This window comes from Gramella sp. KN1008 (assembly GCF_004332155.1).
Classification (GTDB): Bacteria; Bacteroidota; Bacteroidia; order Flavobacteriales; family Flavobacteriaceae; genus Christiangramia.
In genome coordinates this window covers 99,571-124,362 of record NZ_SJDV01000006.1, presented here as the reverse complement: position 1 = coordinate 124,362, position 24,792 = coordinate 99,571, and the positions used below count along the sequence as shown (strand labels likewise).

At 40.8% G+C, this 24,792-nt stretch carries 29 protein-coding genes; 9 read left to right on the top strand and 20 right to left on the bottom strand.

Annotated features, from left to right (window positions below; translation table 11 throughout):
• The first annotated feature begins 49 nt into the window (after window positions 1-49).
• Together EZJ28_RS12240 and EZJ28_RS12235 are read left to right on the top strand one after the other, a co-directional pair.
• Window positions 50-406, top strand: coding sequence for an arsenate reductase family protein (locus EZJ28_RS12240; protein ID WP_131398256.1), 357 nt, complete (start codon window positions 50-52; stop codon window positions 404-406).
• Window positions 396-1,295: a DMT family transporter gene (locus tag EZJ28_RS12235; RefSeq protein WP_131398254.1), complete on the top strand. Its 900-nt coding sequence runs from the start codon at window positions 396-398 to the stop codon at window positions 1,293-1,295. Before EZJ28_RS12240 ends, EZJ28_RS12235 begins: the two co-directional genes overlap by 11 nt.
• Before the next feature lie 12 nt (window positions 1,296-1,307).
• Here the strand turns inward: EZJ28_RS12235 and EZJ28_RS12230 are convergent, their stop codons facing one another.
• On the bottom strand, window positions 1,308-1,952 hold the full coding sequence (locus EZJ28_RS12230; protein ID WP_131398252.1) for a hypothetical protein: 645 nt from the start codon (window positions 1,950-1,952) through the stop codon (window positions 1,308-1,310).
• A gap of 2 nt (window positions 1,953-1,954) precedes the next feature.
• The gene (locus tag EZJ28_RS12225; protein WP_131398250.1) at window positions 1,955-2,452 is read right to left on the bottom strand and encodes a thioesterase family protein; all 498 of its coding nucleotides are present in this window, start codon (window positions 2,450-2,452) and stop codon (window positions 1,955-1,957) included.
• Window positions 2,453-2,537: 85 nt separating this feature from the next.
• On the opposite strand from EZJ28_RS12225, the gene EZJ28_RS12220 reads away from it, so the two are divergent.
• The 4 genes from EZJ28_RS12220 to nadD all read left to right on the top strand — a co-directional run bounded on the left by EZJ28_RS12220 (window position 2,538) and on the right by nadD (window position 5,610).
• Entirely contained in the window at window positions 2,538-3,509 is a 972-nt protein-coding gene (locus EZJ28_RS12220; protein ID WP_131398248.1) for a YheT family hydrolase, read from the top strand.
• A 74-nt stretch (window positions 3,510-3,583) separates the two neighbouring features.
• Window positions 3,584-4,441: a YicC/YloC family endoribonuclease gene (locus tag EZJ28_RS12215; protein WP_131398246.1), complete on the top strand. Its 858-nt coding sequence runs from the start codon at window positions 3,584-3,586 to the stop codon at window positions 4,439-4,441.
• Window positions 4,442-5,029 carry a guanylate kinase gene (gene gmk, locus EZJ28_RS12210; protein ID WP_131398244.1) on the top strand — a complete coding sequence of 196 codons (588 nt, stop codon included), beginning with the start codon at window positions 4,442-4,444 and terminating at the stop codon, window positions 5,027-5,029.
• Window positions 5,026-5,610 (top strand): nicotinate (nicotinamide) nucleotide adenylyltransferase, encoded by a 585-nt coding sequence (gene nadD / locus EZJ28_RS12205; RefSeq protein ID WP_131398242.1) that lies wholly within the window; start codon window positions 5,026-5,028, stop codon window positions 5,608-5,610. Before gmk ends, nadD begins: the two co-directional genes overlap by 4 nt.
• A gap of 182 nt (window positions 5,611-5,792) precedes the next feature.
• Here the strand turns inward: nadD and lysM are convergent, their stop codons facing one another.
• A complete protein-coding gene (gene lysM, locus EZJ28_RS12200; RefSeq protein ID WP_131398240.1) occupies window positions 5,793-6,296 on the bottom strand; it encodes a peptidoglycan-binding protein LysM in 504 nt (167 codons plus the stop codon).
• Window positions 6,297-6,647: 351 nt separating this feature from the next.
• Between lysM and EZJ28_RS12195 the strand changes: the two genes are divergently transcribed.
• Both EZJ28_RS12195 and EZJ28_RS12190 read left to right on the top strand, forming a co-directional pair.
• Entirely contained in the window at window positions 6,648-7,643 is a 996-nt protein-coding gene (locus tag EZJ28_RS12195; protein WP_131398238.1) for an NAD(P)H-dependent glycerol-3-phosphate dehydrogenase, read from the top strand.
• A gap of 130 nt (window positions 7,644-7,773) precedes the next feature.
• Entirely contained in the window at window positions 7,774-8,442 is a 669-nt protein-coding gene (locus EZJ28_RS12190; RefSeq protein ID WP_131398236.1) for a hypothetical protein, read from the top strand.
• Window positions 8,443-8,518: 76 nt separating this feature from the next.
• Here the strand turns inward: EZJ28_RS12190 and EZJ28_RS12185 are convergent, their stop codons facing one another.
• The 5 genes from EZJ28_RS12185 to EZJ28_RS12170 all read right to left on the bottom strand — a co-directional run bounded on the left by EZJ28_RS12185 (window position 8,519) and on the right by EZJ28_RS12170 (window position 11,234).
• Entirely contained in the window at window positions 8,519-8,914 is a 396-nt protein-coding gene (locus EZJ28_RS12185; RefSeq protein ID WP_131398234.1) for a hypothetical protein, read from the bottom strand.
• Window positions 8,911-9,087 carry a hypothetical protein gene (locus EZJ28_RS16040; RefSeq protein ID WP_165499074.1) on the bottom strand — a complete coding sequence of 59 codons (177 nt, stop codon included), beginning with the start codon at window positions 9,085-9,087 and terminating at the stop codon, window positions 8,911-8,913. The genes EZJ28_RS12185 and EZJ28_RS16040 overlap by 4 nt, the downstream gene beginning before the upstream one ends.
• The gene (pheS, locus tag EZJ28_RS12180; protein WP_131398232.1) at window positions 9,087-10,106 is read right to left on the bottom strand and encodes a phenylalanine--tRNA ligase subunit alpha; all 1,020 of its coding nucleotides are present in this window, start codon (window positions 10,104-10,106) and stop codon (window positions 9,087-9,089) included. Before pheS ends, EZJ28_RS16040 begins: the two co-directional genes overlap by 1 nt.
• A 66-nt stretch (window positions 10,107-10,172) precedes the next feature.
• Window positions 10,173-10,877 (bottom strand): hypothetical protein, encoded by a 705-nt coding sequence (locus EZJ28_RS12175; protein ID WP_131398230.1) that lies wholly within the window; start codon window positions 10,875-10,877, stop codon window positions 10,173-10,175.
• Window positions 10,878-11,234 carry a hypothetical protein gene (locus EZJ28_RS12170; RefSeq protein WP_131398228.1) on the bottom strand — a complete coding sequence of 119 codons (357 nt, stop codon included), beginning with the start codon at window positions 11,232-11,234 and terminating at the stop codon, window positions 10,878-10,880.
• A gap of 45 nt (window positions 11,235-11,279) precedes the next feature.
• Here EZJ28_RS12170 and EZJ28_RS12165 point away from each other — a divergent pair, with 45 nt between their 5' ends.
• Window positions 11,280-11,810, top strand: coding sequence for a CvpA family protein (locus EZJ28_RS12165; RefSeq protein WP_131398226.1), 531 nt, complete (start codon window positions 11,280-11,282; stop codon window positions 11,808-11,810).
• 80 nt (window positions 11,811-11,890) lie between these two features.
• On the opposite strand, the gene EZJ28_RS12160 is transcribed toward EZJ28_RS12165, so the two are convergent.
• The 12 genes from EZJ28_RS12160 to EZJ28_RS12105 form a co-directional block, all read right to left on the bottom strand.
• Entirely contained in the window at window positions 11,891-12,514 is a 624-nt protein-coding gene (locus tag EZJ28_RS12160) for a carbonic anhydrase family protein (protein ID WP_131398224.1), read from the bottom strand.
• A gap of 51 nt (window positions 12,515-12,565) precedes the next feature.
• Window positions 12,566-14,140 carry a SulP family inorganic anion transporter gene (locus EZJ28_RS12155; RefSeq protein WP_131398221.1) on the bottom strand — a complete coding sequence of 525 codons (1,575 nt, stop codon included), beginning with the start codon at window positions 14,138-14,140 and terminating at the stop codon, window positions 12,566-12,568.
• Window positions 14,141-14,280: 140 nt separating this feature from the next.
• On the bottom strand, window positions 14,281-14,571 hold the full coding sequence (locus EZJ28_RS12150) for a hypothetical protein (protein ID WP_131398219.1): 291 nt from the start codon (window positions 14,569-14,571) through the stop codon (window positions 14,281-14,283).
• Between the two features lie 79 nt (window positions 14,572-14,650).
• A complete protein-coding gene (locus EZJ28_RS12145; RefSeq protein WP_131398217.1) occupies window positions 14,651-15,400 on the bottom strand; it encodes an SH3 domain-containing protein in 750 nt (249 codons plus the stop codon).
• Between the two features lie 2 nt (window positions 15,401-15,402).
• Window positions 15,403-17,160 carry a BatD family protein gene (locus EZJ28_RS12140; protein WP_131398215.1) on the bottom strand — a complete coding sequence of 586 codons (1,758 nt, stop codon included), beginning with the start codon at window positions 17,158-17,160 and terminating at the stop codon, window positions 15,403-15,405.
• A 49-nt stretch (window positions 17,161-17,209) separates the two neighbouring features.
• On the bottom strand, window positions 17,210-18,076 hold the full coding sequence (locus tag EZJ28_RS12135; protein WP_131398213.1) for a tetratricopeptide repeat protein: 867 nt from the start codon (window positions 18,074-18,076) through the stop codon (window positions 17,210-17,212).
• Window positions 18,063-19,127 (bottom strand): VWA domain-containing protein, encoded by a 1,065-nt coding sequence (locus EZJ28_RS12130; protein WP_131398211.1) that lies wholly within the window; start codon window positions 19,125-19,127, stop codon window positions 18,063-18,065. The genes EZJ28_RS12135 and EZJ28_RS12130 overlap by 14 nt, the downstream gene beginning before the upstream one ends.
• Complete coding sequence (locus EZJ28_RS12125) at window positions 19,128-20,132, bottom strand: VWA domain-containing protein (protein ID WP_131398209.1); 1,005 nt, start codon at window positions 20,130-20,132, stop codon at window positions 19,128-19,130. It abuts the gene before it with no gap.
• Window positions 20,132-21,778 (bottom strand): protein BatD, encoded by a 1,647-nt coding sequence (locus tag EZJ28_RS12120; RefSeq protein WP_131398207.1) that lies wholly within the window; start codon window positions 21,776-21,778, stop codon window positions 20,132-20,134. Before EZJ28_RS12120 ends, EZJ28_RS12125 begins: the two co-directional genes overlap by 1 nt.
• A 3-nt stretch (window positions 21,779-21,781) precedes the next feature.
• On the bottom strand, window positions 21,782-22,648 hold the full coding sequence (locus EZJ28_RS12115) for a DUF58 domain-containing protein (RefSeq protein ID WP_131398205.1): 867 nt from the start codon (window positions 22,646-22,648) through the stop codon (window positions 21,782-21,784).
• Window positions 22,649-22,722: 74 nt separating this feature from the next.
• Window positions 22,723-23,727: a MoxR family ATPase gene (locus tag EZJ28_RS12110; protein ID WP_207388460.1), complete on the bottom strand. Its 1,005-nt coding sequence runs from the start codon at window positions 23,725-23,727 to the stop codon at window positions 22,723-22,725.
• Window positions 23,728-23,878: 151 nt separating this feature from the next.
• Window positions 23,879-24,730, bottom strand: a complete 852-nt coding sequence (locus EZJ28_RS12105) for a DUF4382 domain-containing protein (RefSeq protein ID WP_131398203.1) — start codon at window positions 24,728-24,730, stop codon at window positions 23,879-23,881.
• Window positions 24,731-24,792: the final 62 nt, after the last annotated feature.

Genomic DNA, 24,792 nt, shown 5'->3' with positions numbered 1-24,792 from the left:
AGCTCAATTTTCTGAAAAGTCCGTTCTTTGTAGGCTAAATTCTTCTGGCATGAAAAAAATATATCACCTCTCCACCTGCGATACCTGTAAAAGGATCATAAAAGAACTTGACCCGCCCTCATCTTTTATTTTGCAGGATATAAAAGAAGATAAAATCACAGAAGAGCAACTGGAAGAAATGGAAGAGCTGGCGGGAAGTTACGAGGCTCTTTTTAGTAAGCGTGCAAGACTTTATAAGGAACGTGATCTGAAAAATGAAGAACTTGACGAAGGCAGGTACAAAAACCTTATCCTGGAGCACTATACTTTTCTAAAACGTCCTGTGATTATCAATAACGATAAGATCTTCATCGGGAATTCCAAAAAGACCGTAGCCGCAGCGAAAGAGTCCATTCATGAAGAATAAAAGGGCGCTTGCCATACTGGCCGCTTTTACGGCGAGTGCCATATATGGCATAAACCACACTCTTGCCAAGGGCTTAATGCCAACCTATATTGAGCCTTTCGGATTCATTTTACTCAGGGTGACCGGAGCAGCTATTTTATTCTGGATAATAAGCTTATTCTTTCCAAAGGAAAAGATTGCGACTTCCGACTGGCCTCGCATTCTGGGTTGCACATTGTTCGGAATGGTGATTAATATGCTTTTCTTTTTTAAAGGGCTTAGCCTGTCCACTCCAATTAACAGCTCTGTGATCATTACACTTTCACCCGTAATGGTTTTGATACTGGCCTCAATTCTCATAAAGGAAAGAATCACCCTTTTAAAGATTCTCGGAATAATCATAGGAATGGCCGGTGCTATTGTACTGGTGCTCTTTAGCAGGGAAGAAAGTATAAATGCTCCAAACGTGCCACTGGGAAATGTATTGTTTATTGTAAATGCATTCTCATACGGACTTTATCTCATCCTGGTAAAGCCTCTTACCAAAAAATACAGTTCAATTACACTGATGAAATGGTTATTCTTTATCGCCATCTTTATCAATTTACCCGTGACTATAGGTGAATTTACCGCTGTGAAATGGGCCGAACTACCCTTTGATGCCATATGGAAAATGGCTTACGTTGTCGTGGGAACAACCTTTATGACCTATCTCCTGAACATATATGCTTTAAAACAACTCTCGGCAGCTACCATAAGTGCGTTCATCTACCTTCAGCCATTGATCGCTATAGCCTTTGCCATTGTTGTTGGAGCCGATAAGCTTACACTGGTAAAGTCAATAGCTGCAATTCTGGTATTTACAGGGGTTTATATGGTAAGTATGAAGAAAACTAAGGTCAAAGCATAATTTAGACCTGTCTTAAGGCGAATTTCTTATGATTTCCCGTAATTCATGCTCTATAGGCCAGCCTTCTATTCCCTTTTTCTGCCGAAAATATTCTATAAGTTGAGATTCATCAAGATCGTAAATCTCCATAAGTCCATTAACGATTGTCTCCAGATAAGCTCTGTTTGGTGCGTTGATCTCATCTTTCAGAAACTTCTCACTGGTAAAGCTCACCACAGGTTTACCCTCAATCTCACCCAGGTATAAAAGTAAGCCGTAACGACCATCGGTCATACAATTATAAAACCCATCTTTTACGAGCCTTTTGAAATCGATAATTAGTTCTCCTTCAAATTTAAGCTCCTGCCTTACCAGATCTTTAAACTGACCTGAATTGATAAGGTAAGGTCGCCCCAGGGTCTCAATATTGCTGTCCTCTTTCGGCTTCAGAAAACAAATTCCGCCACCATTCCAGGTAACCGATTCTTTAGCGAAATACATCTCGTGGGGTATGCTGATCTTTCTACTCTCCCCAGGTTTTGTTTTATCTGCACAACCAGCAAAATTCCTTACCGCCCCCGGAGGTATGCCGCCATTAATATAGCACATGAACCGCTCTTCCCTGATATTTGAACCATAACAGGCATACCAGATCTCATTCATACTCTGCTGAGACATAATTATAAACTTTCCAGCTGTTCCCGGCTAAGATTCTGTGGTCGTTTCCCGTATTTCCGGGTGTCCTCTTTCGTTAAGGTTCTGAAGGTTTTGGACTTTGGTGTAATGTCCAGTTTGTTGAAAAGTTCCTGGGGTAAAGAGGTGAGTTTCCTTTTCTCCAGATCTATCCAGGAGCCCATCATCTCACATGAAGCACAATTATTACCATTATGATCATAGATATTATGGATAAATTCAAAATACATTCCGTCTTCAGAAAGACCATTGAGCTCCAGGGTAACCGTTACCGGCTCTCCCGCGAAAATCTCCTTAAAATAATAGATATGTTCATAGAAAACTATCGGCCCCAGATTATAATGGGAAAGCTGCTTGTGGCCAAATCCGTTCTCCATTAGAAAACCCATCCTGGTATGGCTCATAAAATTTATAAATGCAGAATTTGCCAGATGCCGGTTGGCATCAAGATCACTCCACCTTATTTCGAATTTTTTGGTATACATTCTGTATCTTTTATTCAAAACTAGGAATTAATATTATGCATGCATAACCTATTTTACCTAAGTTTATACTAAAATTGAAAAAGGAATGCCGGTAATAACAGGAAATTATGTGCCTCCGGGGATTTTCAGGAATGCTGATGTCTCTACGATCTATTCGGCCACACTACGAAAGGTGGAGCTTCCGGTATATGAAAGAGAACGTATTGAATTAAGTGACGGTGATTTTATTGACCTGGACTGGAGTATTCCCAAAAAGGATGATAACAAGCTGGTGATACTTCTTCACGGGCTTGCCGGAAATGCTGAGAGACCATATATGAAAGGTATGGCCCGGGCCTTCAATCTTAGAAACTGGACCACAGCCGCCATGAACTTTCGCGGGTGCAGTGAAGAGTTGAACAGGCATTATCGTAGTTATCATGCGGGGGCAAGTGATGATCTGGCTGAAGTTATCACGCATGTGCTTTCACTTAAAAAATTTACGAAGATCGCTCTTGTAGGTTTCAGTCTGGGCGGAAATATGATGCTAAAATACCTGGGAGAAAACCGAAGCATCCCCAAAGAGATCATGGCTGCTGCCGGAGTCTCCGTTCCATGCGACCTTGAAGGTTCGCTAGGGGCGATTAACCGTATGAGGAATTTTGTTTATTCCAAACGATTTGAACTCAATCTGAAACAGCATCTTTTGGCCAGGGCAGAGAAATTTCCCGATTACATCAGTAAAAAGCAAATTTCAGAATGCAGCTCCCTGCGAGATATTGATGAACTTTATACTTCCAGGGCTCATGGTTATAAAAATGCTTCTGATTATTATGAAAAAACCAGTGCCAATAATTTTTTAGCCAATATTAAAACTCCCACACTGCTTGTAAATGCAGAAAATGACAGTTTCCTTTCCGGGGATTGTTATCCATATAAAATTGCGGAAGCTTCGGAATACTTATATCTGGAAGTCCCACCATATGGAGGACATGTGGGATTTGTTACCAGTACTTCGGTCTATTATCACGAAAAAAGAGCGGTAGATTTTATCGAATCCCGATCAGAGAAATCCTGAGCGGCTTCCTGGCTTCCATTAATTGGAGATGGTATAGAATTGATTATCTTTGCGCAAGCTTTTAAAATTCAGGTATGATCCAATCTATGACAGGCTTTGGGAAAAGCATCACTCAAATTCCCAATAAAAAGATCACCGTAGAGCTAAAGTCTCTAAACAGTAAAAATTTTGACCTGAATGCGCGCATTCCTTCCCAGTACAGGGAAAAGGAACTCGACCTTCGAAATATCATCTCCAATTCGCTTGGCAGAGGTAAAGTTGATCTTTCCATCTATGTGGAATATACTGGTGAACAGACCTCTACCAACGTTAACAGCGGAGTGGTAAAGAACTATATGGATCAGCTGAGGGATATTGTAAATGCTTCTGAAGTAGAACTGCTGAAAATGGCCATAAAACTGCCTGATGCCCTTAAGACAGAAAGAGACGAAATTGACGAAGAGGAATTCAGTGCGATCGAAACAGCGGTGAATGAAGCGCTAAAGGAGATCAATAATTTTAGAACTGATGAGGGAAAAGCCCTTGAAAAAGATCTGAAATTAAGAGTTTCGAATATCCATGAACTCCTTGAAAAGGTCATCAAAATGGATCCTGAAAGAGTAGAAGCCGTACGGGAACGACTCAGAAAAGGCATTGCCGAGATCAAGGAAGAAGTAGACAAGAACCGATTTGAACAGGAACTGGTCTATTATATTGAAAAATTTGATATCACCGAAGAAAAGGTAAGACTGGACAATCACCTGGACTATTTTAAGAAAACTCTTAATACTAAAGATTCCAACGGAAGAAAACTGGCTTTCATCTCACAGGAAATAGGCCGTGAAATAAATACCATAGGAAGTAAGTCTAATTACGCTCCTATGCAGCAACTAGTTGTTCAAATGAAGGACGAACTGGAGAAAATCAAGGAACAAATTCTAAATGTAGTCTAAATGAGCGAAGGGAAACTCATCGTATTTTCTGCTCCTTCCGGATCGGGGAAGACAACGATAGTACGTCACTTATTAAAACAACCTGAATTAAAGCTGGATTTTTCCATTTCGGCAACTTCACGTGCTCCCAGGGAAAATGAGGTAGATGGAAAAGACTATTATTTTCTATCTCTCAAAGACTTCAAGCAAAAGATCAAAAATGATGAGTTCCTGGAATGGGAAGAAGTATATCGCGATAATTTCTACGGCACCCTTAAAAGCGAAGTGGAACGTATCTGGAAAAATGGCAAACATGTGATCTTTGATATAGATGTGGTGGGCGGCCTGGACATTAAGAACATCTACCCTAAAAGAACCCTTGCCGTTTTTGTAAAACCTCCTAGTATCGAAGAACTTAAGATACGGCTTAAGAAAAGAAAAACAGAAAGTCCGGATAAGATAAGCATGAGGGTAGCCAAGGCTTCAATAGAACTGGCAACAGCGCCTCAATTCGACTTTATTATTGAAAATAATAAACTGGACGTAGCTTTGGAAGAAGCCTATGAGCTGGTTTCAAGTTATGTGGGTGCCGAAAAAACTGCGAAATGAACAGAAAGATAGGCCTTTTCTTTGGGACCTTTAACCCGATACACACCGGCCATCTGATAATCGCCAATCACATGGTTGAATATTCAGACCTGGAGGAAGTTTGGCTAGTGGTTACTCCTCACAATCCTCATAAAAAGAAGAGCAGTTTACTAGACAATCATCACCGACTGGAAATGGTGTACCGCGCCTGTGAAACCTATGAAAAATTAAAGCCAAGTAATATTGAATTCGGGCTTCCACAACCTAACTACACTATTAATACCCTTGTGCATCTTCAGGAAAAATATCCTACCAATGATTTCTGTCTTATCATGGGAGAGGACAACCTGAAGAACTTCCATAAATGGAAGAATTATGAGGTTATATTGGAGAACCACGAGATCTACGTTTATCCAAGGATAGCTTCAGGAACCATGTCTCCGGAGTTTCAAGCTAATCCTAAAATAAAGAAAATAGATGCTCCTGTAATAGAGATCTCTGCCACCTTCATCAGAAAATCCATCAAAGATTCTAAAAATGTACGTCCCTTGCTGGATAGCAAGGTCTGGCAGTATATTGACGAGATGAATTTTTATAGGTAAAAAAGGTTCCGGAAAGCAGAAGGGAACCAAAACCTCAGTATAAATACAAAAGACTGTTTAAAAACCTGTTTCGGATATTCTTCTTAGCTGATTGATCCTACTTTTTTCATTGTGGAACTACAAGCTCTAGAACGTCGACTGCTCTCAATTTAATATCCTCAAAGCTACTAAACAGTCTTTTTTTATCTTTTAGGGTCCATCGGCGGTATTCTGAGTACCTGACCCGGGTATATCTTATCAGGATCCTGAAGCATGGGTTTGTTGGCTTCAAAGATCAGCGGATACTGATTTGGATCACCGTAATGTTCCTGGGATATCTTACTCAGGGTATCCCCTCTTTCTACAGTATGAAAAACTGCTTCGGGCTCCGTATTCTCCACATCCATCCTGTCATCTACCTGAGCGATCCCTTCAGAATTTCCCACTACCAGTATTATTTTTTCTCTGGTTGCCTGGTCCAGGGCCTTACCCGAGACCACCGCCATATCCTTTTCAATATAAATCTTTAAATCTTTTATTTTCAGGTTAAGATCATGAATGGTCTGCTCCAGTTTTCGGGCAGCCTTTTCATTTTCAGTTCGTTCTTCTTTTTCAAGTTTATCTGTTTTACCAGCTTCCTGTGCTCTGGCCTTATCTAAACCGAAAATCTTCTTCCCTGCATCCTTAATAAAAGAAAATATTCCCATTTCAATTCTTTAGTGTTAGTATTTAAATGTACAAAAGCGCGCCTAGTTTATTATCAGCAGCATTGCTAAAGTTTTCCAAAAAAACCTCTGTAATAAAAAAACCGCTTCTCACGAAACGGTTTTTTCAACTAAATAACCAACCAAAAAAACTAAGAAAATGCTCTTCATAATAAAAAAGAAGAACATTTAATTAACGGAGGAAAGATTCCAAGATTGCCTGAATACCAAGCTGATATTGTTAAAGTTTAAAGCTACACTTATTGAATTATCCTCAACGATATCCACGAAAAAAAGCGAAATACTTTAAATCCCTTTAAATTTGATTATTTTTGAAACACAGAATGAAATTATATGGATAAAACCCCAAGTTTTGGCGTTATTGGTGGTGGTAGCTGGGCCACAGCCATTGTAAAGATGTTGTGTGAAAACCTGGAAAAGGTCAACTGGTATATGCGAAGCGTATATGCTGTAGAACATATTAAAAAACAGGAGCACAACCCTAATTATCTTAGTTCTGTAGAGTTTGATGTGAATCAGCTCAATCTGAGTAACGATATCAACGAAGTTGTCGAAGCTTCAGAATATCTCATATTCGCTATACCTTCCGCATTTCTGAAGCGTGAACTGGATAACCTAAAGGTGCCTCTAAATGACAAGGTGGTTTTTTCAGCCATTAAAGGAATAGTCCCTGAAACAAGCCTTATTGTAGGAGAACATTTCAATCAGTTTTTTGATGTTCCCATGGAGAATATTGGTGTACTCACGGGACCATGTCATGCTGAAGAGGTTGCACTGGAACGACTTTCTTATCTAACCGTGGCCTGCCAGGATGAAAAGAAAGCTGAAATAGTTGCCGGATACCTGGGTAGCGATTATATCACCTGTAAGATAAGTGACGATGTAATAGGTACTGAATATGCAGCGGTACTTAAGAATATTTACGCCATTGCAGCCGGTATAGCGCATGGGCTGGGATATGGTGATAACTTCCAGAGTGTACTAATGAGCAATGCCATAAGGGAGATGAAAAAATTCATCAAGAAGGTGCACAAGATGAAAAGAAACATTAATGACTCAGCCTACCTTGGAGATCTTCTGGTAACGGGTTATTCGGTTTTTAGCCGAAACAGGATGTTTGGTAATATGATAGGTAAGGGTTATACCGTGAAAAGCGCCCAGATGGAAATGAGCATGATCGCAGAAGGTTACTATGCAACTGAGAGCGCTTATAAGATCAATAAAGAGAAAAAAGCCAAAACCCCTATAATTAATGCAGTTTACGCCATTCTATACGAAGGCAAGAATCCAAAGAAAGTATTTAAAAAATTAGTGGATAAACTGGATTAATTCGTATTCATTTTCTTACAAATATTCAAGTAAACTACTGATTTTTATACATTTCAGCGATATTTCTTGTCCTACATACAAAATTATGTAGTACTTTTACAGTATCAAAACCCAAATTAACCAAAGAATCATGAACAAAAGACTACTAGTTATTGGATTGTCTTTAGGCCTGGCCTTTACCAGTTGCCAAACCGATAACGTCGCAGAAGAGATAGAGACACAGGACGTTTCTATTTTTAAAGAGAAAACTAATACTGAAGTGACAACCAAGATCCATAATCCCGACTGGATGATCGCAATTCATAATCCAGACTGGATGATCGCTATCCATAACCCGGACTGGATGATCGAAGGGCATGCAAGTTGTGAAGGGCTGCCTGAGTACACTGGTGGAAAGAACCTAACTATTCCTCATTCATCTGACCCAGCGACCTACGGCGGGCTAATAGAACTCAACAAATTGAACGTTGGAGGCATGCTTACGGTCTGCGGAGGGCTTAACGTGGAGAAATCAGTTAACATACGCCATTCCGGAGAATTAAGTCTGGTTGGCCTTATGATGGTTGGCACCTATGAAGAGCCACAGGACCTTACCATCAACTACGGAGGTCATTTAAACCTGAACGGAACTTTGATAGTTACAGGTAACTTAATTTTAAACAATGGTTCTACCATGGAATTCAATAATGATCTTGACCACAATAATCTAATAGTGGAAGGAGAGATTATTATGGAGAACCCAGATCAGGAAATAGGCGGTGAGTTCACCAATCATTCTGATCATGACCATGAACACTAAAAAGTTTATTTATTATAGTCAGTTATAAAAAAAACCCCGCAAAATGCGGGGTCTTTTTTTATTTCAACTGAGAAAATTATTTTGCCAGGATACCCTGCTTCGGAATTAAAGGAATTTCCCCTAATGCCGACTCCCGTATACTATTCCCGGGAAAAGTGAATTTCTTATCGAACATTCTGGAGTTGGAGAAATAGCTTATTCGGAATTCATTGTTCAGAGCCAGTACCTCATCCTGGATAAATTCTATTTTGGCGAAGTTCTTCGAAGGCAGCCTTTCAATTTTATGACGCATAACGGAGGTTTCCCGTTTTTTGCCATAACCTTTGGAGACTATCAGTACCATTTCAAGGTCTATATCAGAATCATTGATCAGATAAATATTCCACTCCTCACCCTGAAAATCCTCGTTGAACTCCCGTACTGCCGCAACATACACATCCTTAACCTGAGGGATCTCAATATCTTTTTTCAAAACCTGTCTTCTGTTTTCTTTTTTATCTTATGCCAGACCAGCCATACAAGCAGAACCGTTATTGCAATTAAGATCAATCCTAGTGTGATCTTGATAAGGGCAATTACGAAAGTCGCGTAAAGTATTACAGCGATCACTATTATTGCCAGTATGATGATCCCTTTTTTCTTCATTACAGAGCTGATTTGAACTGCTCTAGAAAACGAAGATCGTTCTCGTAGAACATTCTGATATCCTCTATTTGATATAGCAGCATCGCGATCCTTTCTATTCCCATTCCGAATGCGAAACCTGAATATTCCTTAGGATCTATATTGCAGTTCTTCAGTACGTTTGGATCCACCATTCCGCAACCCATTATCTCAAGCCATCCTGTACCTTTGGTTATCCTGTAATCGGTTTCTGATTCCAGACCCCAATAAACGTCTACCTCAGCACTTGGTTCGGTAAATGGGAAATAAGAAGGTCTTAACCTGATTTTTGACTTCCCGAAAAGTTGTTTGGTGAAATAGAGTATAGTTTGCTTCAGATCGGCAAAAGAAACGTCCTTATCAATGTATAGTCCCTCCACCTGGTGGAAGATACAGTGCGATCTTGCCGAAATAGCCTCATTTCTGAAAACCCTTCCAGGAGAGATGGTCCTTATAGGCGGTTTGTTATCTTCCATATATCTCACCTGTACCGATGACGTATGCGTTCTTAACAGGATATCCGGATCTGTCTGGATAAAGAAAGTATCCTGCATATCCCTGGCCGGATGATATTCCGGAAGGTTAAGAGCTGTAAAGTTATGCCAGTCATCTTCCATCTCGGGACCTTCAGACACATTGAACCCGATATTTGAAAATATCTCGGTGATCTGGTTCCTTACAATGGAAATAGGATGTCTCGAACCAATTTCAACAGGTTCGGCCGGCCTTGAAAGATCTCCATAAACGCCTTTTTCTTCCTGGGTCTTTTCCAGTTCGTCTTTCAGGAAGTTTACCTTATCCTGAGCAGCGTTCTTTAGTTGATTCACAACCTGGCCGAACTCTTTCTTCTGCTCATTGGGGACATTCTTGAATTCCGCGAAAAATTCATTCAGAATTCCCTTTTTCCCAAGATATTTGATTCGAAAAGCCTCAATTTCGTCTTTCGTCCTGGCATTAAATCTTTCAACCTCAGCAATATGCCCTTTAATTTTATCGATCATAGGTGATTTCTTTTCGGAAGCGCAAATTTAGTAAAATTTAATACTAAACCTGTCCATAATAAAGGCTTATTCCGTTTTCAGAGCTTCACCGGTATTTTCTGAAGGTAATTTATCATGATATATATACTTGATAAGGAAAAAGACCGATAAGGCCCCAAAACAATGCCATAACCAGTGAGTCCCCATAGGCATTACATAAATGAACCTATCCATGATCCTGAAACTCAAGGCCAACCCAAAGCTTAAAAAGGCCAGTAAAATATAGCCCCAGTGATAAAGTTTAGTAGTATAGAAATAGGTGAGTATAGGGAGTAATAAACCCAAAGCGGTACCAATATACCCTATGGAAGTCTTTAAACTTTGAGACCAGGGAATCATCCTAATACCGAAAACCAGAAAAAGCACCACCAATATTAATATTAGACGCTTCTTCTTCGAAGTCTTTAGTTTAACAGTATAATAAACCGAAACAGCAAGGCATAATATCACTATGGGAAGCCAGTCCATATACATCCACAGATCATGGCTCCGGGTAGCATGATACACAGTGCCCCCTATAAATCCAAGAAAAAGTCCAGGTAAACACCAGGCCAGGAATCGGTGATTCTTATAATCCTTATAGACCTTTACCGAGAAATATACGATTATGAGAAGAAAAAACAGATTGCTGTAGGTATTGAAAGGTTCCACAGGCAATCTTCCGGCTGTGGTCTCCTGATAGATGGGACCGCTGTCACCGGGAAACAAAAGCACAAAAAGGTACACTAACATCTACGAAATATATTCTTTTTCAAGAAAATAATGCACTATAGCTTCTTTCATAAGTACCGACTGCTCTCCAGATTTTAATGCCGGAAGCTCTTCCTTCACCTTGAAATGAGGCCAGCCGTCTTCATCATAAAAATCGAATTCATAATATCCATAAGGCTCCAGCAAGGTGCAAATGGCTATATGCATAAGATCGATCTTGTGGTCCTTTTTATATTTTCGGTGAGGTTGTCCTAATTCCTGTACTCCAATAAGATAGATAATGGCATCCAGTTCCATCAATTCTCCATCTGCAAACTGCTCGGAAAGTTTCTTTTGAACTTCCTCCCATCTTTCCTTTAATTGTTCATCTCTTGCCATGCTGCAAAGATACCATCTAGATTTAATAATTGTTATATTTGAGATATGAATACCGTAGATATTATCTTAAGCCTGGTGCTTTTATACGGACTGGTTCGGGGCATCTTCAGGGGACTGCTTGCTGAGCTGGCCTCACTCGTAGGAATAGTTGCCGGAATTTACGGTGCCGTTCATTTCTCCCATTTCCTGGGAAGCGCACTATCTGCCTGGGTAGACTGGAAACCTCAGTATATAAACTTAATAAGTTTCGCAGTTACTTTCATTCTTATCGTTTTTCTCGTTTCTCTCGCCGGAAAAATGCTCACTAAGATTGCCGCCTTTGCCGCACTAGGAGTGGTAAATAAATTGCTGGGAGGCGTTTTTGGTCTGTTGAAATCGGCTTTTGTAGCTAGCGTTATTATCATGTTCTTCAAGGCTACTAATGAAAGGATCGAGATCGTGGAAGACAGAACCCTTGAAGAATCGATACTCTACGAACCGGTAGAGGGAATCGCTCCCATAATCCTGCCATCCATCATCAAACAGGTGAAGGAAAGAGATCTGTTAAATGATGATGAAGATGAGGATTTCATATAAAAAAATCCGGCAGTAGTTATTTCTAACCACTAGCCGGATATAACTTATAAGGCGACACTTCCCCTTAAAATTTCAATTCACTATAGAAGGCTTACTTTTCCATTAGAGATGGAATAAACTCCGCCCACTATTTTTATTTCGCCGTTTGCCTCCATTTCCTTCAGGATCGGGCTCTTTTCACGGATACGATCTATGGTAAGCTTTACATTATTTTCAACTACAGCAGCCACAAATTCCGGATTTCCCGAATTTCTTTCTCCGTCAGTTTCTGTAGCTTTTACAGCAGGCTTAATATTGCTCAATAAGTGAGTAATGTTCCCCAATTCAACATCATCGCAGGCTGCCTTCACTGCGCCACAAGCTTCATGTCCTAATACCAGCACAAGCTTACTTCCGGCCACTTTGCAGGAATACTCCATACTTCCAAGTATATCGGTATTCTCAAAATTTCCAGCCACACGAGCCACGAAAATATCTCCAACGCCCTGATCAAAAACTGTCTCTACAGGAACCCTTGAATCTATACAACTCAATACGACCGCCTGAGGCCACTGCCCGCCACTGGTCTTTTGAATCTGACTGGAATAATCTCTTTCATACATTTTACTCTCAGTGAATCTCTGATTTCCGGCAAGAAGTTCATTTAAAACATCATCCGGGCTAAGCTTTGATTGCTTTTCTTTATCTATAATTTCTTTAATCATAATTGGTAATTTAAGTTTTTTAAAATTAAGTCTTTCTTAATGCTGAAAAATCTAAGCTGGTTTTGGTTGCTGGAAAAACTGCTGATAACTCTCAGGGTTTTCAACTACTCCTCTTTCGGAAATTATCTTAATATCAATGTTCTTCTCTTCTGCCTTGACTTTAAAATCATCCAGGATTTCCACAATATCATTATCCAGATACCTCGTTTTACTAACATCCATCACAAGATAAGAATTCTCCTCAAGGTTATTCAATTCCTTCATGATAGCTCCCTTATTTATAAAAGTAACCTCTTCAGCCAGTGTCATTTTTACCGTCTTACTTCCATCTCCAACATTTTCAATATGAAGGAAATGAGAATTCTGGTAACTCTTTATAAGAATCACACAAATTCCCACTGTGAGCCCCAAAAAGATTCCTATAAGAAGGTCTGCGAAAACGATACCAAGAATGGTTACTATGAAAGGAACCGATTGCTTCCATCCCTTCCTGTACATTTCTACAAAAAGGCTTGGTTTTGCCAGTTTATAACCTACTAAAAAGAGAATAGCGGCAAGCACAGACAACGGGATAAAGTTCAATATATTAGGAATAATGATTATCGATATTAACAATAAAAACCCATGCAAGATAGCTGACATCTTAGTTTGTCCTCCCGATTGGATATTCGCAGAACTCCTAACGATCACCTGCGTGATGGGCAAACCACCTATAAAACCGGAAATCATATTTCCTGTCCCCTGAGCGAACAATTCGCGATTGGTTGGAGTGGTTCTTTTGTGCGGATCAAGTTTATCTGTTGCCTCAACGCATAAAAGTGTTTCAAGACTGGCCACAAGAGCAATGGTGAACGCGGTGACCCATATTTCTGCACTGCCTATCATTTTAAATGACGGGAAGGTAAACTGGCCTAGAAAAGAATCAAAGCTATCAGGTACCGGAACACTTACAAGATGTTTTTCAGCCACCTCAAGCGCTGAACCCTGAGTAAGAAGGTTAAAGATAATTCCTGCTGTTACCGCAACAAGAGGACCCTGTATAAGTTTAAAAATTTTACCCTTTTTACTAAGTACCGCTTCCCATAAAACAAGGATGCTCATACCTATAACTGCAATAAGGGTAGCTCCAGGACTTATATTACTAAACATTTTTCCAAGTGCCGAGAAGGTGTTCTCCCCATCCATTTGAAGAAAATGCCAGTCTCCTATTGGATCGTCATCATATCCAAAGAAATGAGGTATCTGTTTAAGGATTATGATTATCCCGATACCGGTAAGCATTCCTTTAATAACCGAAGATGGAAAATAATAACCGATGATCCCGGCCTTAAGAACTCCAAAAAGAATTTGAATTCCCCCAGCAAGAACAACAGCCAGCAGGAAATTCTCATAACTTCCCAAACTGGCGATCGCAGCCAGTACAATAGCAGCCAAACCGGCTGCCGGGCCACTAACTCCAAGACTGGACCCACTTATAGCTCCAACCACAATTCCTCCCACGATACCAGCTATTAAACCCGAGAACAAGGGCGCCCCACTGGCTAAAGCAATACCCAGACATAAAGGGATTGCAACAAAAAACACGACAATACTTGCCGGAAAATCTTTATTAAGTTGTTTGAACATAATACAGTATTAGATTCACAGGTAAATTGTTTTTTACCACCTGCGAATTGATTTTTTAAAAAAATGAAAAATGCCAGCTCATTCATTGAAAAACGAATGGCTTAATTGATTACCTGGGGTAATCCTGAACTAAAAAAGTACTATGCGTTCTTGGGGGGTGGGGAGGAAATTGAAAGAAAAACTCTGTAGCCATTCTCTTTATAATAATGGCCATCTGTTTTTTGGGTTTGAAGAAAATGAATACTATTATAGTTTGAATTCATTTCTTCTATAGTATATTCAAAAGTGATCTGGTTCTTTGAAGAACTCTCTTCCTCATTCACATTATAGGCAATAGAAATATCTACATTCCTATCTATAAGAGCCACCACGCTAGGTGTAAATAGAAAAGTGATAAAAATAAAGGCTAGTATGTATGAGAAAATTTTCATGGGCGCAAAAATAGAAGTTTTTTACGGATAAACACTAATAGAAGATCATACTAATTCTTTAAACAGCTATCAACATCCTCTATAGCTTCCTGAGATCGTCGGTTTTAATCCATCCCTGTGCTCCATTGGCAAGCTCGATTCGGGACCACTCCTGATAATCTTCCAACACCCTTGCTTTGGTACCTTCATGAAGCTCAAAACTACTATCGCCCCGGAGATTGGGTTCTTCCCTTACCTCAGCTTCTTCACTAAAAATGATTGCGTACTGGTTATCTTCAATATAGGATCGCTGCTGAAAGGCAAATATCACCGAAATTATACAAATAAGAAGACTCATCATCGCGCTTCCGAAGAGAATGCGTTTATATAAAGGGCGATGAGAAAAATAGTAGAAGAGAAAAAGAATTACAAAAAGTACCGAAAAACAAATTCCCAGGATCGCCCAGGTGGAAAAGCTAAAAACAGAAATAAGCCGATTAACCCATTCGGCAATCCCGGTTTGTTCAACTTCCTCAATATCATCTATGGCCATATTCCTGGCAAATTCTATATTATTCTGAATATCCTCATCCCCAGGTTTTAACTGAAGGGCTTTTTCGTAATAATATATGCTGGGGGCCACCCGGTTGAGTTTATAATAAGTATTTCCAAGGTTATAATACAGTTCGGCAGAAGTTTCTCCATTCTCCAGAATCTCTTCATATTTTGAGGCGGCGGCTTCATATTCTCCGCTTTGATAGGCTGAATTGGCCTCATCGAACAGTTCTTCATTCTGCGAAAAAGCTCCAAAACCAATAAATATAAATGCTAATAAGAAAATCCTTCTCATCTCTATAACTGTTTATCAAGAGTTGAAATTACATTTACCGCCTTCTCGTAATCGTGATTCATGGCATCTGAAGAGGCCGGAGTATAACGGGCATATTCGCAACTTTCCAGCAGGGAAATAAAATCTGCAGTAGTTTGATCGTCTACAGACTTTTCCTGAAGTAAGGCCTGGATTCTTTCCTTACTCATTTCACTGGTCTGTATTCTCAATTTGGCCTTAAGATAATTGTGCATGGACCGTTCAAGGGCAAGGTAGAATTCCTTCTGATCACCAAGATTTCTTTTTGCTTCCGAAAGATATTTCCTGGCAAGCCTGTCAGCTTTTCTAATCCTGTTTCCTCTGACATCTCTAGCCCTTTCCTCGCGTTTCTTTCCAAAAAGTATAAATAAAGGAATCGCTGCAAGAGGTAAAATAAGAGCACTCCAGAATCCTGCAGATCCCAGAAAACCTTCACTACCTATCGCCTTTAGATTGGTCTTAAGCTTTATAAAACGGAACTGCTCTCCCGATAAATCAAGCCTCTGTTTATTGACCCCTGAAATTCCGGAAGGCTCATTTCCGGCCAGAGGACCACTATCCACATTGATAAGTATCTCGTCAGAATTCAGGCTCTTATAGGTCTCGGTAGACGGATCGAAGTAGGAGAAAGAAAGGGCAGGGATTGGATATTTACCTTTTCGGGTAGGGACTATGGTATAGGTTTCGGCTATGCTACCCTGCATCCCGTTAAGATTGGTATTCACATTCTCCCTTCTCTCCGGATCGTACATTTCCAAAGACGATGGAGCGGTTAAAGCTGGGAGGTCAAATAATTTGAGATTCCCGTTTCCTCTTACCTCCACTTTTGCCTGCAGGCTCTCACCAGCATTAAGTTCCTTCCTGGTAGTCGTAACATTAAAATCAAATTTTCCAACTGCTCCGGTGAAATTTGCAGGTTTCCCATCTGGCAATGGCTTTACATTTATTTTCTTATTATCCGCCGCCACTGTCTTGTTTACAGTCTTATAGATACGGCTTCCGAAGATATCCCTTCTTTCGCTGGGAACATCTACCGCGATAGAGAGTGTTAACGGCTCAATATTCAGTTCTCCGGTCTTTTGTGGATACAGTATGGTTTTTCTCAGGATCACATATCGGTATGGCTCCCCTCTGTATTCTCCATTCTCTACCCTTAATTGTTGAATGTCTATACTCTGGCTCCAGAAATCATTATACTTGGGACTGTCCAGTTCCCTCCAATTGCTAACGCTAACCCGCGGACTCACGTATAATTTATAAACAATGGTTATGGCTTCATTCAGATATGGGTTAGCCTTGGAGACTTCGGCCACCAGATGTAGATTATCTTCGGCGATAAGTTCGGTATTATCTCCATCTGTAGGCTTGTCTACGGCGGCCGTGATCTCAACAGTTAAAGGTGAGGTCTTATAGGTCTTATCGTCAATAACTATTTCGGCCTGACCTATGGTAAGATTTCCTCTTTTCTTTGGCTGAAGATAGAAACTATAGGTCTTGGAATATTCCATCTTACCGTTTAAAATACTGGTGCTTATTTTCTGGTTGGGACCACCAACCACAGTGAATCCAGCGAAAGAGGGTGGCTTGAAGTTATCACCATCCTCGTTCATTTCAAAATCCACTCTAAGGCGTTCATTAATTCCCAGCTTTTCCCTGCTCACCTTTGCCTCAAACCTTACCTGGGCCTGAACAAGCCCTCCGGCAAACATTAAAAAACCTAAAATTAAATACTTCAATTTCATCTTTTTCTTCCTATAGTCAGTCTTTTTTGTCGAATAAGGAACAGGAATTTTACCAGTCCTTTTCAGATTTTACTTTAACACCCTTCGCTTTTTCCGCATTTATCTTATCCTGAACTTTCTTTTCCTCATTGTTCATGGCTTCCAGCAGGCTCTTTATTTGCTGTGGAGAAAGCTGTCCCTGGGCAGGTCTCTGTTGTTGCTGTTTTTCCTTATCTCCCTCATCCTGGTCTTTCTGTTGCTCATCGCCCTTATCTTTTTCCTTATCTTCATTCTGGTCGCCCTCCTTTTTATCTTTCTCATTCTCTCCTTCGTCATTGGGCTTCTGATCCTGGTTCTGGTCATCACCTCCACCATCCTGTTGCTGATCCTTTTGCTGCTGATCCTGATTCTGATCTTCCTTATTTTGGTCCTGGCTGTTCTGATCCTGATTCTGGTCCTGACCCTGGCCTTCTTTTTCCAGTTTCCTTTTAGCCAGTGCAAGATTATACCTGGTCTCATCATCGGTAGGATCATTACGAAGCGCATCCTTATAGGCATCTACCGCTTCCTGATATTTCTCCTGCTGCATATATGAATTACCCAGGTTATGATAAATACGATGTTTTTCCTCTTTTGTTGCAGCAATTTCAGCTGCTTCTTTAAGCCTTTGCTCGGCATTGACAGATTTCTCTTTTCCGTAGTAAAGGTTACCCATATTGTAACGGGCATTCAGATTGGAAGGATCTTTTGAAATGGCTTTTCTATAGGAAGCCTCGGCACTGGCAAAATCATTCTCTGATAAGGCCTCCTGAGCTTCAACTATAAAATCATCAGATTCCCTTTTTAGTTTTTTAGGGTTCTCCTGCGCATTCACAGTGAATCCTAAACCAATGAGAATACAGGTAAATATGAAAAATCGAGTCCTATTCTGTTTCATTTTTTCCTCCTTTCTTCCGGTGTTCGTTGAACAGATTCAGTCTTCTTATCCATTCAGTGCTTCGTTCCAGCACAAAAATATCTAGAAATAATAATGCCAAAGCCAATCCCAGGAACCACTGAAAGTGAGATTTGAAGTCAGCGAACTGTTTTGCCTCGAATTCGGTCTTCTCAATATTCTGTAATTCCTCTGTCACCCTGTCAGTTACCTCGCTAGTGACATTCCCTTCTATATAACTGCCTTCGGCCGAATTTGCGATTTCCTGGAGCGTTGCCGGGTTAAGTTTTGTTATTACTGTTTCTCCCTGGTTATCCTTCTTATAATTCTGGACAACACCATTTCTCTTGATAGGAATTGGACCGCCTTTCTCGGTACCCACCCCTATGGTATATATCCTGATTCCCATCTCGGCAGCCTGCTGGGTGATATCTTCAACATTCCCTTCATGATCCTCACCATCACTTATAATGAAGAGTACACGGTTGGTTTGCTGCTCATCGTCATAATAGGTTGTAGCCAATTCTATGGCATCGCTTATAGCCGTTCCCTGAGAGGAGATCATATCAGTATTCAGAGCCTGAAGGAACATTCTCGCCGCCGAATAATCGGTCGTTATTGGCAGTTGCGGATAGGCACCTCCTGCATAAGCTATGATCCCAACCCGATCGCTACCAAGAGTATTCAGTATCTGGCTTACCAGCTGTTTCGACTTTTCCAGTCGGCTCGGCGCAATATCTTCAGCATCCATACTTTTAGAGACGTCTATTGCGAACACAATATCAACCCCTTCTCTTTTTACCGTTTCCAGTTTGGTCCCCATCTTCGGATTTACCAGTGCGATCACAAGGCTGGCAAGACCAAGAATAATAAGAATAAGTTTTATAACAGGTTTGGAGCGTGACCTGTTGGGAGCCAAAAATCTTAACAGGGAAGAATCGGCAAATTTCTTTCGTGTCCTGTTCTGCCAGAAAATAAGGAAAAGGAAGAACAGAATGATCACCGGGATCACCAGCAATAACCAGAACCATATTTTTTCTTCAAGTACAAACATTTAAATAAAACTTCTGAATATAGTAAGTCTCAATAACACCTCAAATAACAGGAGACCCCCGGCTAAAAGCACTAAAGGTCGGTATTTCTCATCATAGTTATAATAACGGAATTCCTCTATTTCTGTTTTTTCCAGGGAATCGATCTCAGCATAGATATCCTCCAGCTTTTCATTATCGGTCGCTCTGAAGTATTTCCCGCCGGTAGAGGACGCGATCTCCTTAAGCAACTCCTCATCGATCTCTACCTGTACATTACCAAACTGGAATCTTCCATTGGGTCTTATAGCGATTGGTGAAAGGGCCATACCGTTACTCCCTACCCCGATGGTATATACTTTGATCCCGAATTCCACCGCCAGTTCACTCGCGGTATTGGGATCGATAAATCCTGAATTGTTCACCCCGTCTGTTAGCAGGATAATCACCTTGCTTTCAGCCTCACTATCCTTTAACCTGTTCACCGCCGTGGCCAGGCCTGAACCAATTGCTGTACCATTTTCAAGTACATTATTATATTCTATATCTTCCAGGGCATCAAGAACAATAGCTTTATCTGAAGTTATTGGTGTCTTGGTAAAGCTTTCACCGGCATAGACCACCAATCCTATCCTATCTCCGGGTCTGTCTCTTATAAATTCCTCTGCCACTTCCTTAAGGGCATCGAGCCTGTTTGGCTGAAGATCCCGGGCGAGCATACTCGCTGAAACGTCTATCGCCATTACAATATCTATCCCCTGAGTACTGCTGGTCTGGGTAGAGACATCTACCGTTCTTGGTCTTGCCAGGGCCATAATTATAAGCGCCATCACGAGCATCCTTAAAACGAAGAGAATCGGCCTGAGCTTTGAAAGCCATCCCGATTTAATTTTAAAACCTCTGGTAGTAGAGATCTTTAGTTCGGCCGTTTGCTTATTCCTTTTCCAGATATACCAGGCCACTGCTAATGGCAGCAATAGGAACAGCCAGAAGAATTCCGGGTTTTCAAATGTGAAATTCGCAAACATTATTCGTTTATATTAGTTATTTCTACGGAGTTGATGATACGTTCAGAGATCTCTTTGGCGTACTGGTCGTTTTCATTAAAAATGACCATGATCTGTTCAAAACCACCATTTTCGGCAAAATTAAGGATCACATATTCATTTGGTATGGATTCGCCGCTAATGGGATTTTCAACCTGTAGTGTTCCAAAAACTTTTAAGCCAGTAGCGCCACTCAGGGTTGTAAATTCTTCCTGTTTCATTATAATATTCCGCGCTCCCTGAGATTCCAGATTCGTGTAAATTCCGTCTACCGCCTTTTCCAGGTCAAAATTCACCTCCCCCTTAAATTTAATAGTGCTTAAGGTAATATAGAAATTGCTTAATAGGCTACCATAAATAAAGGTTTCGTTCCCTACCATCATTTGCTGCACATCCTGTGGCATCTCAACTTCTCCTCTCACCAGAACCTTTGGGGTAGTTATCGATACTGGTGGATTCCCATATTCACTTCTTATCCAATCACCTTCCAGCAGTTCTTTGGTTGGATGTCCCAGGTAAGTATCCTTAACATATGTATAGCCTTTAGTTGCAATAAGCGCTGTCACGCCAATAACAACAACAGCCAAACCAATAAGAACCCCGAGGATTACTCGGCGCTTCTTTCTCTTTCGGGATTGTTCTTCAAAAAAAGCTTCATCCGCAAGGAGTTCTTCTTCTGTAGGTTCAGGCACACTTGCCCTGAGATCGTCAATGATATGCTGTGTTCTGGAGCGATCTTCCTTTGCGGTGATAACATCGGGCTTGGACCTTGCAAACTTTGCGAGATCGGCACGATCAAGAATCCGTTTAAAATCATCGATCGTTTCATCATTAAGATGCAGTCGCCCCTGTTGTTTTTGTTCCTTTAGATAAAGGATTAGTTCGTTTGTGGTCATCTCCAGACCATGATCATAGATCTTACGGTCCAGATATTTTCGGGCGGCGAAACTCAGCTGGGAATAATATTCCTTGATCTCCCTTTTTTCAAGAAGTTGTGACTTATCCAGTTTTTCCAGTTCCGCCATCGCCTCTTCATAAGGAGGAAGCTGCGGTTCTCCGGGAGTTTTCTTTCTTTTTCGGATGATGAGGTAAGCTACCAGGGCACCGACCAGGAATATTCCCAGCAGCCACCATAGCCAGTCCGGAATTCTAAAACCCGGTGGTACTTCTACCGACGGCTTTATAGGGTAAAGCTTTTGCTTTGTTGTATCCACCACCACGTCTTTTACCTCAACGGAAATAGAATCGGTTAAAAATGAATTACTGCCTATAAGCACTTCCTGGCTCGGAATTACATAGCGGCCGGAATCAAACTGAGTTAGGAAGTATTCCTTTAAAAGCCTGTAATCCCCATTTTGACGAAGTGTATCGGTTTCGAGCGATTCAACAAGTTCCAGAGGCGAAAAGGTTTCTCCTTCAGGAAATACCACAAGTTCTTCGGGAGATGTTTCTACCTGAATACTGTATCTTATCTGTTCCCCTATTTTGATGCTTGCAGAATCTATGCTAGCCGAAACCTCCTGAGCAGAAGTGGTGCCTGGAAAAATAATCAGGCTTATAAAAAACAGAAATCCCAGGCAACCTGAGATATGGTAATTGAAATCTGTTTTCTTCTCCTTTTCTTTCATTTTTTAAGCTCTTCTTTTAAAATAGCCCAGTAATTTTTTAACGTAACTTTCATCAGTCCGGTTATTAATTATCCCGGCGCCACTCAGTGAAAAGCTTTGGTGGAAATAATTAAGCCTTTCCTGATAATATTTTGAATATGCCCGCCGCACGGCTTTGGAACCTGTATTGACGTTCACATAGTCCCCTGTTTCCTCATCCAGCATCTGAACCAGGCCGAGATTGGGAATGGTCTCTTCCATTTTGTCAAAAACCCGTATTCCTGTCACATCATGCTTCCCTGCCACGATCTTAAGGGTATGCTGATAATCATCTGCCATAAAATCTGAAAGAAGAAATACAATGGCTTTCTTCTTCATTACATTAGAAAGATATTTCAGAGCCCCAGTGATATCAGTTTTCTTGCCTTCGGGATGAAACTCCAGTAATTCCCGTATGATCCTGAGCACATGCGACCTTCCTTTCTTTGGAGGAATATAGAGTTCAATACGATCTGTAAATAACATCAGCCCTATCTTATCATTATTATTAGTAGCTGAAAAAGCCAGTGTGGCTGCGATCTCTGTGATCACATCCTTCTTGAACTGCTCCCGGGTACCGAACATCTGAGATCCCGAAATATCCACCATAAGCATGAGGGTAAGTTCACGCTCTTCCTCGAATACCTTAACAAAGGGTTCATTATACCTTGCCGTGACATTCCAGTCTATACTTCTCACATCATCGCCAAACTGATAGGCCCTGACCTCACTGAAGGTCATCCCCCTTCCTTTAAAGGTAGAATGATACTCCCCGCCAAAGACATGATCGCTCAGTCTGCGGGTCTTTATCTCAATTTTCCGTACTTTTTTTAGAAGTTCCTTTGTATCCATCCTTTCAATAAACAATTTTCAATGATCAATCAATATGCGTTCACTGATCATTGTTAACTGATAATTGGCATTTGTTACGGTACTTCGATCTCGTTAACGATCTTATTTACCAGATCTTCAGAAGTGATATTTTCGGCTTCCGCTTCGTAAGTGATTCCTATCCTGTGGCGAAGTACATCATGCACCACTGCACGAACATCCTCAGGAACAACATATCCGCGGCGTTTTATAAAGGCATAGCATTTTGATGCGACCGCCAGATTGATACTTCCTCTTGGAGAAGCTCCAAAGCTTATCAAAGGTTTGATATCCTCAAGATTATATTTTTCAGGGGTACGGGTGGCAAAAACGATATCAAGAATATATTTTTCGATCTTTTCATCCATATACACCTCACGAACTGCAGCCTGGGCCCTTAAAATCTGTTGCAGGTCAACCACAGGATTCACTTTTTCAAAACCATCCTTGAGATTGGCTCTTATAATGAGCTGCTCTTCCGCCATCTGAGGATATTTGATTACGGTTTTAAGCATAAAACGGTCAACCTGTGCTTCTGGTAAAGGGTAGGTTCCTTCCTGTTCCACCGGATTCTGAGTAGCCATTACAAGAAATGGCTTATCAAGTATAAAGGTTTCATCCCCAATGGTCACCTGCTTTTCCTGCATGGCTTCTAAAAGCGCTGATTGAACCTTTGCCGGTGCACGGTTGATCTCATCTGCCAGTACAAAATTGGCGAAAATGGGTCCTTTTTTAATACTGAAATCATTCACCTTCATATTATAGATAAGCGTACCTATAACATCAGCTGGCAAAAGATCGGGTGTGAACTGTATCCTGCTGAAGGAACCGTGAACTGCCTGTGCAAGTGTATTGATCGCAAGGGTTTTTGCCAGACCAGGCACTCCTTCAAGGAGAATATGGCCCTGTCCCAAAAGACCTATAAGTAAACGTTCTACCATGTGCTTCTGCCCAACAATCACCTTATTCATTTCCCTGGTGAGAAGGTCTACAAAAGCGCTTTCTTTTTCAATTTTTTCGTTAATACTGGCTATATCAACAGATGAATCGTTTTCCATCATGATTTTCAGATTTTAATGTCGTGAATATACGCACTAGAAGTAAGCGCCGCAAATTGAAAATTTATTGGATTTAGAATTGTTAAAAAAAAGTTAAAATAAAAAAGGCAGTGCGATAAACACTGCCTTTTACAAATATATTATTTACGATTCACTACAATTCAATCTCACCAAGATCGGTAGTTTCGTTAGGCCTTACTTCAACCTCCGCATTAGTATGAACAGAAAGTTCAACATCAGCCTGAGGTGTTACAGTTAGTGTATACATTCCGGCAGGAACTCCCTGAAGAGCGAATTCTCCCTCATCGTTAGTATACGCCGAGATAGTAATGTCTCCTTCATTTGACTTTAACACCACTAAACTCTGCACATCAACCTCTATTGTTTCAGGAATGACCACTTTACCTACTACCATTCCTGCATCTGCTTCGGCACTTACTCTAATTACAGGCTTCAGGTTATAGCTTCCATTCCCTGTTGTTACCACAGATTTGTCAACGTCAAAATCCAGAAGGTAAGCATAATTCTCACCCGCAACGAATTCCTTATTGATCTGAAGTTTCAATCCGGACTGTTGTGCACTTGGTGTATTAAGCGGTTTTGACTCTCCGTCAATAACAACAGAATTTTCACTACCAAGAACCAGTCTCATCTGGCTAACGAATCCTGCTGGCACTTCGGTATCGGCAAGCAACTGAGATACTCCTCCGGTTAGTTCCAGAAGATCATAAACGCCAGTCTGAACGTCACCAACGCTCACCCAGCCATCTCCATCTTCATCTCCTTCGAGTTCACCTTCGGCTTCTGTCTCAACATGTATCTCTACATCCTGAACATCAACCAGCACGGCATCATAATCACCGGGAGCATCGGTCATTCTCACTGTTAAATTTGCTTTTCCAGCACTCTCTGCGCTAGAGTCATCTTCACTACAGCTTATTAATCCAACTGATACAAGTGTAGCAATCATTACGCTTTTTAAAGTAACGCTTTTCAAAAATTTCATAAGTAGACTTTATTGGTTTTGGCTGATTAACGGCAAGCTTTGTGCAAGATTTCATCTGGTTC